Raw genomic sequence first — 13,760 nt, 5'->3', positions numbered from 1 at the left:
CTTCAATTCAGATGTTCTTTTCCTTTTTAGTATAAAAATACCCCTTTAGATAACCACCTAAAGGGATAGAGCATCGTATCTTTTTTATAAACATCAAGACTTTATTTTAAAACCATAGTTAACTCTGCCTTCTTGTTATAATCTACTTTTGCGAATTCTCGATCACTATATCCTTATTTTTTTCTTTTCTTTTTCATCTCTATTTTTCGGTAACTCCTATGTGATAAATAGTGGTTTCTAAAGGCATTATTTATTACATCCTTTTTCCCTATTTTACCATTTGAGAGAGGCGATATGTTGTATGATTTTAGTTGTATATTGTATACATGATCAGTTAGCATAACGTCTCATTATCGGTAGCGAAGAAAAAGACGAATCCCTACTCTCACAAGGGAATCGTCTTTTTTGGGGTAGCGTCACATTGCTATCAAGCTAAGAAAATACAACTTTCCCAGAACGAGATTTTGTCCTAATTTGTAATAAAAAAGCTCATTTTTTCGTTTTAGGGTGGATTTGTTTTCTTAAGTTTATGGGCATGTGTCGTACCCCATAAAGGGAAAAAGAATTAATTTTCGAATAATTAACTATAATATACTAAATTTAGGAGGAGCTTATGAAAAAGATTTTATTGAAAAAAGCATTTTCCGCGTTATTATTGACCACAGTTTTAACATTCTCATTTTCTACTGCTGCATTTGGAGAATCCGGAACTACCCAATCCCTTAAAATGAACAATGTTCTTGAAAGGGTTGTGACGGTTGAAACAAAGGGTGAATTTGATCATGAAGAGACCCAAAATATGGTTGATCGTCTCTGGAGCATCCCAACTAATATATTAATCACCATGCATAAACAGGGAGTTCGGGTTAAACTGATTAATTTCCCTCTTACTGATTTGCCGGAGTATGAATATTTAAGGGGAACCGTTCCAAGGGGATGGGAACATACTCCATATACGTGGGATGATGTGCCAGGTGCAGGTGGGCAAACAGTTGTTGCTCGAATCGGTTACAGCTATAAAAAGATGCATAATTCTGTAAGCCTTGAGCTGCATGAAACAGCCCATTCCATTGATCGTTATGTATTTGACAATATTAGTTATTCGGATGAGTTTACTGAAATTCACGCTTTGGAGCATGATGATTTTAATGACAATCCATATTTCGATTACAAGGAAGAATATTTCGCCGAAGCCTTTGCCTATTTTTATGCTGGTCCAGACACGAAGGCTGAGTTAGAAGAAAAAGCTCCATTAACTTATAAATTTATTAATGAGTTGCAGCGGAATATCCCATCGAAAAAGCATTCAAATAAGTAGAATTATAGAATTTTTCCATAATCATGGGATTCCCAAGTTATAGAAACGGAATTCAAAAAGGGGTGTACGGCAAGAATTCCTTCTTTTTTGAGCCACTTAAAGAAAAGTCTTTTTATCCATTTAACGCTTGCTAGGTATCAATATTTGTACGAAAAAAGCTGTGATCAGTGATTTTTACTTGATATAATAATTCATTTATGCTATAATTAATTTTTATAATTTTAAGGTATATAATAGGATTCTCCTGGCCAGGGGAATCCTATTTTTTTGTTCTAAAAGAGGGGCACGCTCCATCGCTATCAAGCTAAGAAATACAAATACCATCAAAACGAGAGAATTGACATCTTCATGTGAAAATGTACATTTTTTTTGGGGTGTTATAAAATTCTTAAGTTGATAGCGATGTGGTACTACCCCTTATAAATGTTACAAAAATCTTTCAAATAGCTCTAACTTGCACAATGCTTCCCGTTAATATAATACGCTGATTCTGTGAAAACAGTAAATACAACCTCTACTTCTGGAAGTCCAAAATCCATTACATATGTAGTAATAGCCTTGGCAAATCGATCACGAATTTCCTGTCCACGCTCGAACCATTTCACTTCAATAAGAGGAAACGCTTCTATTTCTTCTCCATTGAATACAAACGTAGAACTTGGTAGTTCCAACGTAAAATTATCCGTACCACACTCACAAATCTCTGCGAGCTCTTCTACTAATGGCTTGCTTATACGTTTTAATTGTTCAGTAGTAATTCCACGAAACACAACATGCGGCATGTGAATCCCTCCGTTAGATAACTTTATATTTGCTCACATCATAGCACAATTTATTTTGCTGCACTAGAATCTATTGGTACATTTCAATGACATTCTTAAGAATGATCATATGTTATTGAAGCAATACATGTATTGTAACTATTTCAAACATTTGAGAGCTCGGTAATTGGGTAAATAAAAAATGCCGTATCATTCTCCCTGTAAGGAGGCATGAGGGGGGCCTCTATTAGGAAAGGGATGGTGCGCTTATATATTTTAAAAAGAAAAGACACCCTAAGGTGCCTTCCTCCGACTTGATAACCACTTTAATTTTAATAACATTGGATTCCCATCCGAATACTATTTTACCACATTAAGTAATGTTGGTCATTGAGAAAGTCAAATACGTAGTGTTCATATATAGTGACCCCTAGGAGCATGCAAGATTTAATACAGTTTTTTGGTTGATCCAACAACAATCGAGAACCCTAAAACCGCGCCAAGATAGGAATGTATAAAAAATTGAAAAGATCCATAGAACAAAAAAAGGCGGATTCCCTATGAGAGTAAGGGGCCGCCTTTTTCCTTGCTACCGATAATGAGACGTTATGTTAACCAAACATGTATAGGATATACAACCTAAATTCCACAACATATCATACTCTCTAAATGGTATAATAAGGAAAAAGGAGAAAATTAATTGAGAAAGAAAACGCTCTATATAATCTTAATCCTTTTCATGTCCTCATCGTTATACATTTATTTACACAGCACGCCAATTCGTGCCATCCGTACTACTATATTTTTTGCTGGTCACCCAATACAAGCATTCCAAGGAAAAATTAAAGAAATGGAAGATATGAACCATCAGATTATAAAATACGATGGCAAAACCTTTTACTGGATTCCCGCATTTCAAGTTCGGAGTACCGGTATTGATGTATTAACTGCTTCTGTTGAGAAAAAAAGTTTCCTGTATAAAGTAACGCTTGGAAACAATCCCTAAAACTATAAAGGTATTAACTTCCGTTTTCGTGCGCTATGTTAACTTAATAAGAATATTTATTCATAAGCAAAATTAAAGAGAGTAACATTTTGTTACTCTCATCAGAAAAAATCAAATCAATATTTTCTAAATTATACTCCAAACGCAGTCATTCTAACTCTCGAAATTTCGCTTTCTTAATTAAGTTTGCTATTTTTGTTCTTTAAATCCTTTGTTGATTAAATCCTCTGTTGATTGTATTACTTGTACATCCTTTGGAAGTTCACTTTCATCAATTTCTTTATACGTTATATTTCCATCTTTATCCTTATCTTCAATAACAAATTTTACTTTATCTGTGATAGATGGTTCTTCTTTTTTATCTGTTTCTACACCCTCTGTTGATTGTACTTGTACATCTTTTGGAAGTTCACTTTTATCAATTTCTTTATACGTTATATTTCCATCTTTATCTTGATTCGGAATAGCATATTGTACTTTATCTTTGATAGATGTTTCTTCTTTATTATCTGGTACTGCACCTGCTCCACCAGTTAATAACCCTGTACTTAAAAGTGCTCCTGCTAATAATGTTTTAAACATTTTTACTACCTCCTTGTTTGAAATTATATTAAACATAAAGCAAAAATCTGTAGTTAATATGGATTATATCTGGAGAGTATGTGAGTTTTATGATTGGGCTACCCTTTGTTTTTGGGTTGGAGGCTGGCTGGGGGTTTTGGGGCTAGCCCCCAAGAATTTAACGTAACTTTATATAGCATAAGTGAAATTTTTGAACGATAGTTCAAGGCGGTTCGGCAGGTACAATTGCTAATCCAAGTCGAGCAACCTAAGTCCTCGTTTTTGGTCTGTTCGGCTTGGCGATATACCAACCCCCGCCGAATTTCGGAATGCAAGGAGAAAGGAGGAAGATTTTTTGAGTGGGATTCTCAAAAAATACTCTCCGTTCCTTGTATGGAGAAAAGCCCTTATATAGAGAATAAGAAATGTGAGGATTTACAAAGATTACAGATGCTCTAGCATTATTACCTTCTACACCAGATTCACCTTTAAATAACAAACCGTTTTGACACAACAAGAGGGTCTTAAGAATAGTGAATCTGATCAACTCCTTATCCTCCCTTCGGTCTGGTACCGTTGACAGACGCTTTAAATTATCTTCTAATAATCACAACATAATTACCCATATTTTTTGACTTAAAACGAAATAAGACATTTTAAAATCCAAAATAAAAGTTCTCAGTGATACTTGGATCCTTTCCTTTTTTTAAACTTAACCTTATATAAAAAATCTATGGAAAAGTTCTACAAAAAAAAGTATCCCTACTTTTTTAGATAGGAATACTCTTTTTTGTATTAGAATAATTTACACTTTTATTTTTTTGCAGCAATATAGTATAAAGCCTCTTGTTTACCATTTATTATTCCTTCAAATTGATATACAGGCTGTTGGAAATCTTTTGTATCTGAATAAGATGATAATGTACATTTTGTAATAGTTATTATATCTCCTTTTTTTAAAGATTCTAGAGGTAAAAATTCTCCACGTTTTAATTTTTGGAATGCTTCTTTTGAAGAAATAATTTCTATATCTTTAATCTTTATTTGTTCTGAAGAATTTTTCTTAAATTTATAAACAGGCATTTTTTTAGAATCTGCATCTAATGATATAGTTGTTTTCATAGTAATATCAGACATATCCATTTTAGTTTCTGGGTTAATAGGTAAATTACCAAATTCTTGCATTTTGTAAGAGATAATAATTCCCAATGGTAATAAACAAACTATCACTGGTAAATATATACATTTAACAATTTGTTTAAATGGTACTGATTGTTTATCTAAAAAAACAATCAATAAATTACTTATACAATATCCAAGCATACCTCCTAAGGTGTTATGTAATACATCGGATATATCTATACGTCCAATATTTGTTACAAATTGAATTATTTCAATAAAAAAACTTGTACTAAATACGACTAATAATACTGCCCCTGCTTTTTTAAAGAAATTACTAATTAAGGGTAACAAAAATCCTACTGGAAAAAGTAAAGCAATATTTATAATAATATCTTGAAAAGAAACAAGTGAAAAATTATTCCAAGCAACTCTATATCCACGTAAAATATCAAAATTAATTATCCCTTCAGGCCGAATAATATTTTCACGACCAAATAAAGTTCCAGCTAATACAATAAGGTAATATCCTATCAATAGTGTAATCAAAACAATTTGTTTTTTTTCAAATGAATATTTCCCTTTATATATTCGTTTATACAAAACAAAATAACCTAAATTCAACAAAATAGGAACCAATAAAATTATTATTATACTAATAATACTTAAACTTCCTAATGTAGAATTGATAAAATTCATATAATACCTCCATACAATAACAATATATGTTTGAATTTAATTAAATAATAATATATATAAAAATACAAAGGTATAAAATAACAAATATAATTAACCTGTAGTGCTAGTTGGTTATGAATATTATGTTTTCCTTTACCTTTTCATTGTGACATTTAGCTACGCTCCATGTGGTTGTGCTTCCCCTTTTGTAAGGACATACACATCTTTTTCTTTCACTAACGGATTAAATCTATCTACTATATCTCCTCCTGCATAAGTTAATAATCCACCTCCTACAACAACTAATCCTGAAACTGCAATCAATGCTTTTTTCATCTTTCATTTCCACCTCTCTTTTTCTTATATGATTAAGTGTGATTTTATTCATTTTTTAACGAATTCCCCGAAAGAATTCTCCTTCCTCAAGCGTGTGAAGGGCGTAGACCAACGGTAGGTGGGAGGTGAATATCGGTTTGGCATCGCCAAAAACTTTTGATAAACTAGCTATATGAAGTTCTTTGATAACTTGATATATGAGGTTGCAGGAAGAAAATAGAGTGCGAAAACCAATCCATTCGGTTCCTGTGTAAAATATCAACCGTACCAAAAGAGCGTCCAAGCGTTGGACATCTAGGGGTGGAACACCCCTAAGTAACGCTCAGGGAGACGAAAGGTTACTTTCGTCGTGGAACTGAGAAGCTCCCACTTCAAGCTTTGCTAAGTGGCGAGTAGTTCACGTTTAAATAAGAATGACCTTTAACACATTTCCAAGTATAAAGAGCATTTCTTAATAAAAAGCGGGGGAGCTTCTTAAGATTTTCTTAACAAACAGTTTCACATTGTAAAAAAGAACCCTTCCTTTAAGAGAAAGACTTATATCCCTATATAAATCATAGGGGATTGTTTGCATATGGACTTTAGTTTTATGTACAATAAAGGTAAATATATAGTCTGAAACAGGAAGAGGAAAACCATGTCCAATTCATTAGTAAATTTACGTATCGATTTTGCATTTAAGCAGTTATTTGGCACAAATGGGAATGAAGATATTTTAGTTGCCTTTTTAAATGCCATATTAAAAGATTCTTTAGAATCACCTATTGTTTCCCTACAATTAGAAGATCCACATTTGCATCGAGAATATGAAGAAGATAAATTATCGATTTTAGATATTTCGGCTACATTAAATACAGGAACAAAGGTAAATGTAGAAATACAATTGAATAATAATCACGATATGATCAAACGCAGCTTGTATTATTGGGGAAGGTTATACACCTCTCAATTGCAAAAAGGAATGCCTTATAGCTCACTTCACAAAACAATTACCATAAACTTGTTAAACTTTGTGATGTTTCCAGAATATGAAGCGTTTCATACAACAGGAATCCTTTGGAATCAGCAACATCAAAAGTTATTAAGTGACGATATAGAAGTTCATATTGTAGAGATTCCAAAGTTACTACAGCAATGGCGCGAAGAGAAAGTTAATCCGTGGGAAGATTCGTTTGTTCGTTGGTTATTATTATTACCAGCGAATGAAGATGAGTATCTCACACAAACATTGGAGGACATTGCCATGAACCAAGATCCGATTTTACAAAAAGCAATGAATAAGTGGGAACGTATGAGTCAAGATTCTTCTTTCCGACAAGCATATGAAGCAAGAGAAAAGGCCTTAATGGATGAGGCTGCAAAGTTTGCTCATGCTCGTAATGAGGGAAAAAAAGAAGGAATTCAAGAAGGGGTTCAGCAAGGAAAAATACAGATGATTAAAGGTATGCATGAACTTGGTGTACCACTTGAAACGATTGCTAAAGCCAGTAAATTAGGAATAGATGAGGTTGAACGTATTTTAGAACAAAAATAATCAACATCAAAAAAAGAACCTCTTAATTTTAAAAGAGTAATCCCAACCGTTATAAAAACAACAAATTAAATTTTTATAAAAGAAAACAACCTGTATAAAAACAGGTTGTTTTCTTTTATAGGGTAAAACAAAGAAAGAGTGAAAAAAGATGCACAAACTTCTACGGTACAAGAAGTAAAACAATCTAAGGAAACTAAAAATTCTGATTACTTACTAGATAAGGGTTTTTATTTTCTCTTTCTTTGTTGTTATGAGTATAGCATTAAAAAACGACATAAATCAACAAAAATTTCATAATTCTTATTTTTTCGACATATACCGTGATCCCTTTGTGAATAATTATATATATATATAATTATATTTAAAGTCATAACTTTTAGAATTGAGGTGACCATCATGAGAAGTTTCGGTTCATTAGTAATTTCTACTCTATGCTCAGTAATTCTTGTAATCTCGAACACCTACTCCTTCTATGATAAATTCACAACTGGAGGTACATATTATGGTTCTGGTGCAAATAAAGGATACATTCAAAAAAACAATGAGGATTCCTACCGGAATCGTTCTTTACGCTGTTAATCCAAATAATTGATGAATGAATTGTTTTTGATTTTGAACAGACTGATTCCGTAAATCAATCTGTTCTTTTTTTATCATATGCATGGCTTCTACTCCTGCAAGAATAAATGTAGCTGTGCGAAAAGATTTAAGTCCTAACATAGAGCGTATACGTTTTTTAATGAAACGATGGTCTTGCTCTACGATGTTATTTAGAAATTTATCTGTCTGATTTGAATGCCTAACGGCATTTTTTTCTCTTTCTTCAACCGGCTGATAGCAATGGGATAGGCGGGATTTTTATCATCTGTGATTGCACGAGGTTTTGAAACATGAAAAGACCGCAAAGCCTTCTTGAAGAATCGCTTTGCAGCCTTATGGTTTCTAGATTTACTGAGATAAAAATCAATCGTGTTCCCTTCAGAATCAACGGCACGATATAGGTACATCCATTGTCCTTTTACTTTTATGTACATTTCATCTACTCTCCAGGAGTCATTCGTTTGTTGGAGATGACGTCGAATTCGCTTATCTAACTCCGGCCCATATTGATGGACCCACCGCATAATCGTTGTATGAGCCAAGGATAGTCCTCTTTCCTCCATCATTTCTACCAAATCACGAAAACTAAGATTGTACCGTAGGTACCAACGTACAGTTAATAGAATAATATCTGGCTGATAGTGCTTCCATTTAAACAAAGTTTCCTTTTTCATACTGATCACACACCCTTTTATAGAGTAATAGTATCAGTATGTCCAAGATTTACAGATTCATTGCACAAGTGTTATATTTTTTGCACCAGAACCAGTATCCTATTATGTTCTTCTACAATGTTTAAGATGAGAGAACTCCTGTTACGTAAGAAACAGAAAGAACTAAGTGAATATAAAGCGATGTACATAATTAAAGATTATTTTTCACCAAGCATTACACAAAAACACCCAAGAGCTATCAAAGGTTCTCCTTCGTCTGTTTAACCTCCTACAGCGCAACGGACGAAAATCTCATCGATACGAGAAAAAGACAGTCTTTGATATTTTGGGTGTTGTGTATGAGTATACCACTTCTACTCATCAGGTAGCATAGTAAAAAAATTCAAACCCGTCAGGGTTTATTTGATATGTCTACTTTTATAACATCTATAAACGATAATAAAATAATACGCGAAAAGACCGCGTTTTGTATAAAAATATACCTTAAGTTGATGGATGTGGGGTAGCACCACATACCCATCAACTTAAGAAAAATAAACGCCTCCAAAACGATAAAAATGAATTTCGGTGCTAAATAAACACAAAATTTCCATTTAGGATAACTTTATCCATCCCCCGAAAAAAAAGAATAAGACAGAAAATACCAATTGCATGTTAAATAGAAAGTAGACGTCTTTTTTACGAAATATTGTACTTATAAAAAATATTATTAGGGTTTAGTTATCTATTATCATTTTTATACTGCCTTCTGTTCTGTCGCAATTAAAGTTCACCTCAAAACCAAATTTTTTATAAAAATGTTCTAATTTATCGAAACGGTCTCTGTCTACTGGTGATAGCCACCCAGAAATGTGTGAAACTTTCATTTTTTTAGCCATTTTAATAAGATATTTCATTGTAATAGAGCCGTTCCCAATGTTTTCTTTCGGACTCGTTATATTTCCTATCCATATATAGTCAAGTTCTTGAGGTGAATTGTTATGGAGAGTTGCAAAAAGTGTAGGAATTTGGTAATTATAATTGGATCTTCGTGCATACAATTTAATCTCAAAAGACCTTCCGATTGGTTCTCTAAATACAAATACTTCATCATTTTTCTTATTTTTTTCAATGCCAATAATTTCAGCTTGTGGATACTTATAAAAAATTTCTTTTGGTATGTCATATGTTTTTTTTAGTTTGTTTATTTTAGTTTCAAATTCATCTTTAATAAGCAATACTTGCCGTTGGTAGTTATTATGGATTAAGGATAATTCTTTTTTAAAAAGAGTTTTTAGAATAAATTTTTTCATTTTTAGACCTCGTAAATTGGGATTTGTATACGTGTATCTAACTCTAAAATAAATTAAACGTATATCGACTATATCTCGATTGCATTTATTGGTGATGACAAATTTTTTTCATAATATCCCCCTTAAATAGTATGATTCAGTTGCTTTTCAAATTTTCTTCATATTTCTTTACAAGTCGGTAAAATGTAGTTTTTGCTAGATTCGCTTGTTTCATTGCCTCAACAGCGGTTATCGTACCTGTTTTCCAAGCGTTATAAGCAGTGATAAATTCATCTGTAATTTCTGCCTTCGGTCTTCCGAGATGTTTTCCTTGTTTTTTAGCCAGATGTATTCCTTCTTGTTGTCGAACTTTTATCTTGGATCGCTCTTCTTCAGCGAGCCAAGAAAGAATTTGAAGTATTAGGTCTGTAATAAGATTTCCTAAGTTGTCCTGATACTTTGTTGTATCTAATAAAGGCATATCAATTACAACAATATGTGCTTTTATATTTTTGGTAATATCCCTCCATTCCTTTAAAATAGCTTCCTTGTTTCTTCCGAAACGATCCAGGGATTGTACATATAAAATGTCCCCTTTTCGTAACATCATTTTTACAAGTTGATATTTTTGACGATTAAAATCTTTACCAGATTGCTTATCAAGGAAAATATCCCTTTCATCAATACCAACTTGTTTCATCGCTTCTAGCTGTCTACCTTCATTTTGATCTTTACTACTTACACGGATATATCCGAATTTTCTGTTATTCAAGGTGTCAAAATCTCCTTCACTTAATGTTTTATAATACATATTATAACAAAATAGTTCCAAAAGGTATATATATTTTAGAAACGTTCCAAAAATAGATTTTTGAGGTTTTGGAACTGAATTTCTATGTGGTTTTGATAGTTCCAAAAGGTGTACCTTTTGATACGAAAAATCCCCATGAAATTATTGTGAATTTATATTATTTTTCCATTTTATATTTATAAGAATAGCAGATTGAATGAAATTTGAGGGATCTTGTGGATTTTGAATAAAGTTTGATTAAACTTTATTTCAAAGCAACACTAAAGTGCTCCTAAAGACGATGCTGATTTTATTACTCTGGCAATTTTTACTTCTACAAAATCTGATACGCATAAATCATTGTTTTGAGCACATAAAAAATAGACTGTAGCAAACATATAAAATATTTTTGCTACAGTCCCCATTCATCTTTCAATTAGTTTTTATATAACTTTATTTCTGAAGCTGAAGCAAATCCACCGTGTCCTGATACAACTTCAAGCTTTACATACTGAGCATTTACTTTACTGAAACTTGCATTCTTTGTAAGATTATTATCTTCCCACGTTCCAGTTGCAACTTTTGTAAAGTTAATTCCATCCATACTTGTGTATATATTATAACTAGTTATGTTACCATTAGGATTGCCACCTTGTCTTGGAACATAAGTTAATTGTGATATATTAGTAACTTCATTAAGCTTTAGCGTAATGTATGGAGCCTTATCGCTTCCATTCCAAAACGTATGCCACATTGTTGCAGGGTTTCCATCAATTGCATTTGTAGCAGCATTACCATCTGAATCTTGCTGACTTGAGAAACCTGCAATTGATAAGTTTTGGCGCGGTATTAATCCTGCTACAGAAGTATCAGTAAACTTTAAGTTAACAGCATCACCTGCTGGATTTAAACCAGTAGCAAATTTTCTAACTGTTAACGTAACATTTCCTGTTAAATTCGGTAAATTAGGAGCAGCTGGATTATATTTTGTCCAATGTGAACCTTGATCGATGCTGAATTCCATCGTACCGTCTAGACCAAAAACTGAGTTCTCATCATCATTTGCATAAACATTAACTTTACCAGCTTTTCCAATTGGAATTAATAAAGGCTGCTCTGTTCCAATCACTCTTGTTAAAATACCATCTGTTGAATTGATTGCTGAGATTTCTTCATTGCTCAGAAGCATATCATTGCTTGTAGCAGCTTTATACGTTTTTCCACCATCAATACTGTATTCCGTATCAGTTTTTATTCCCATTAATTTCCCTGCATTTGCTCCATCAAAACTAAACGTAGCAAGGCACAATCCTAAACTTGGCATTTGGGCTTTTATATTATTAGCTACTTGTTTCTCATTGACATTCGTTATTGTCGAGAATGCATTTAATATATTTAAAGTATATTGCTGAAGCTTAGCTCTATCACTTGTATTCAGAACATGGCTTTTTATTTGAGCAAGAAGATCCATCATCGGTCTTGGTTCATTAGCAAAAGAAGAAACGATACTGTTATTTAATTCTTGCCACTCAGCATCTGTTACATTTGGATTTTGTAACATGAGAGAAACGTAATCTTTCCATACTAAAACATTAATTGGTAGAATATTAGTAGCTGTTTTATAAATTGCACTTTTCTTAGCTGATGAAGATATCGCTTTCGCTAACCAGCGTAATCGCTCTGATTGATCTAGTTTTACTGAATCACGTCCAGCATTTTCAAATAATAATATGTTCGGTACTTGATTTTTCAAACTATTATCTGACCAAGGAATAACAGTTACATCATCACGGCCCGATTCTCCCCATCCAAATATATCATTTCCTAAATTCCAAGAAGATGGTTTGTCATTCCATATGAGTGCACAATGTCCAGGCTGTGTAACAGGCATGGCTGCCACACCAAAGGCTTGACTTACTTGCACACCAAACTTTGAAATACCACCGCATACCGCACCATTTCTGTAAATTGAGGAAAGATTCCAACCTGAACCATAGAATGCATCATTTCCAGCTTGAACGCTAACTCCATCTTTGTTGTTTGTTACATACTGAATCAAATATGCACTTGTTCCTATCTTATCTTGACTTTTCAATTCGGGATGTTCCGTATTAATCATTTTTCTTGCCCAAGTTAAATCTTCTTCTGGTGACCAAGTATTCACTACTAATCTTAAATGCCAAACATCATATGTTCTAAAGCAAGGAAGTAATTCATTATTTTGATCTGCTGATTTATAATGTTGATACCTCGTTAACGGATTAATAGGTTTATTGTTTGTCCAATATTTTATAGGTTCAGCATGAGCTAACGATGTAGCTATAGCTAATTTTAAATACAACCCTTGGTGAGAATCTGCATCCGCATTCCATATTGTATTCCATATCTCAAGTGCATTTACAGGATTGTTTCCTGTGGGACTGCCACCTTCAAGGTATGTATTCATCACATCTGTATTTTTCATAGTCCAGCTAAGAAATTTCTGATGCTCAGCATCTTTTTTAGCGAATGTATTCATTGCTGCAGCACCTGTTTGTGAGATCAATTGCCACTGAGCCAAAGCTGCTGAAAATGCTGGGTCTGCAAGCTTATTTTGTAAACCCGCTCCAGTGATATTTCCAATCTTTACATTCAGATACGCACTGAGATAACTCAAATGACCCTCAAAATTACCATTTGCAATTGCCTGATCTGTCTTTTGGTTCAATGTTTCTAGATTGAATATTTCTAGATTGGATGACACCGTTTCAGCTTGAGCTGTCAAGCTATTTGTTAAAGTAGGTGTAAATAGTGTAGTTGCCAAAATAGCAGATGTCGCAAGTACTTTCATCGGTTTTTGGAACATAAAATTATTCCTTTTCTTCATATAAATCATCCTTTCCTTTTCAATTCGTTCCATTAAAGTCTTTTCGCTGAATGAATGTAATTGATTTTGATTTCCTGTTGGTTTCACATTTCTTCCTATTAAATATAGCAAGGGAAGAATATTTAATAGGAAGAGAATTAATTATTTTATCATTTGAAGTAAACAAATAATTGCAACAAGGAAAACCCCCTCATTTTTAGAGGAGGCTCCATCACTTCGCTTTGCTTGTCCAGGTACTGTTGACAT

10 protein-coding genes and 2 pseudogenes are annotated in these 13,760 nt (G+C 33.0%); 4 read left to right on the top strand and 8 right to left on the bottom strand.

Features of this window, described 5'->3' with window-relative positions; genetic code table 11:
* Positions 1-613 precede the first annotated feature (613 nt).
* Positions 614-1,318: an anthrax toxin lethal factor-related metalloendopeptidase gene (locus ACP6L7_RS33395; RefSeq protein ID WP_097832690.1), complete on the top strand. Its 705-nt coding sequence runs from the start codon at positions 614-616 to the stop codon at positions 1,316-1,318.
* A 449-nt stretch (positions 1,319-1,767) separates the two neighbouring features.
* On the opposite strand, the gene ACP6L7_RS33390 is transcribed toward ACP6L7_RS33395, so the two are convergent.
* Entirely contained in the window at positions 1,768-2,100 is a 333-nt protein-coding gene (locus tag ACP6L7_RS33390; RefSeq protein ID WP_001120967.1) for a DUF1904 family protein, read from the bottom strand.
* A 679-nt stretch (positions 2,101-2,779) separates the two neighbouring features.
* On the opposite strand from ACP6L7_RS33390, the gene ACP6L7_RS33385 reads away from it, so the two are divergent.
* Entirely contained in the window at positions 2,780-3,085 is a 306-nt protein-coding gene (locus ACP6L7_RS33385) for a hypothetical protein (RefSeq protein ID WP_001227991.1), read from the top strand.
* A 189-nt stretch (positions 3,086-3,274) separates the two neighbouring features.
* On the opposite strand, the gene ACP6L7_RS33380 is transcribed toward ACP6L7_RS33385, so the two are convergent.
* From ACP6L7_RS33380 to ACP6L7_RS33370, 3 genes are all read right to left on the bottom strand, one after another.
* Positions 3,275-3,667, bottom strand: coding sequence for a hypothetical protein (locus ACP6L7_RS33380; protein ID WP_097833292.1), 393 nt, complete (start codon positions 3,665-3,667; stop codon positions 3,275-3,277).
* A 792-nt stretch (positions 3,668-4,459) separates the two neighbouring features.
* Complete coding sequence (locus ACP6L7_RS33375; RefSeq protein WP_097833294.1) at positions 4,460-5,464, bottom strand: VanZ family protein; 1,005 nt, start codon at positions 5,462-5,464, stop codon at positions 4,460-4,462.
* A 156-nt stretch (positions 5,465-5,620) separates the two neighbouring features.
* On the bottom strand, positions 5,621-5,779 hold the full coding sequence (locus tag ACP6L7_RS33370; RefSeq protein ID WP_016097120.1) for a hypothetical protein: 159 nt from the start codon (positions 5,777-5,779) through the stop codon (positions 5,621-5,623).
* Positions 5,780-6,416: 637 nt separating this feature from the next.
* Here ACP6L7_RS33370 and ACP6L7_RS33365 point away from each other — a divergent pair.
* The gene (locus ACP6L7_RS33365; protein ID WP_097833296.1) at positions 6,417-7,313 is read left to right on the top strand and encodes an Rpn family recombination-promoting nuclease/putative transposase; all 897 of its coding nucleotides are present in this window, start codon (positions 6,417-6,419) and stop codon (positions 7,311-7,313) included.
* A gap of 567 nt (positions 7,314-7,880) precedes the next feature.
* Here the strand turns inward: ACP6L7_RS33365 and ACP6L7_RS33360 are convergent.
* Positions 7,881-8,593 (bottom strand): annotated as a pseudogene (locus tag ACP6L7_RS33360) (IS6 family transposase).
* Positions 8,594-8,677: 84 nt separating this feature from the next.
* Between ACP6L7_RS33360 and ACP6L7_RS33355 the strand changes: the two are divergent.
* A pseudogene (locus ACP6L7_RS33355) lies at positions 8,678-8,960 on the top strand (IS4 family transposase); the annotation flags it as partial.
* Between the two features lie 343 nt (positions 8,961-9,303).
* Here ACP6L7_RS33355 and ACP6L7_RS33350 read toward each other — a convergent pair.
* From ACP6L7_RS33350 to ACP6L7_RS33340, 3 genes are all read right to left on the bottom strand, one after another.
* A complete protein-coding gene (locus tag ACP6L7_RS33350; protein WP_097833298.1) occupies positions 9,304-9,879 on the bottom strand; it encodes a hypothetical protein in 576 nt (191 codons plus the stop codon).
* A 136-nt stretch (positions 9,880-10,015) separates the two neighbouring features.
* On the bottom strand, positions 10,016-10,630 hold the full coding sequence (locus tag ACP6L7_RS33345; RefSeq protein ID WP_097833299.1) for a recombinase family protein: 615 nt from the start codon (positions 10,628-10,630) through the stop codon (positions 10,016-10,018).
* A 454-nt stretch (positions 10,631-11,084) separates the two neighbouring features.
* Positions 11,085-13,547 (bottom strand): discoidin domain-containing protein, encoded by a 2,463-nt coding sequence (locus tag ACP6L7_RS33340; protein ID WP_430529745.1) that lies wholly within the window; start codon positions 13,545-13,547, stop codon positions 11,085-11,087.
* Positions 13,548-13,760: the final 213 nt, after the last annotated feature.

Origin of the sequence: Bacillus silvicola (assembly GCF_050524305.1) — a bacterium.
Classification (GTDB): Bacteria; Bacillota; Bacilli; order Bacillales; family Bacillaceae_G; genus Bacillus_A; species Bacillus_A cereus_AT.
This window is presented reverse-complemented; position numbering and strand designations above follow the sequence as displayed.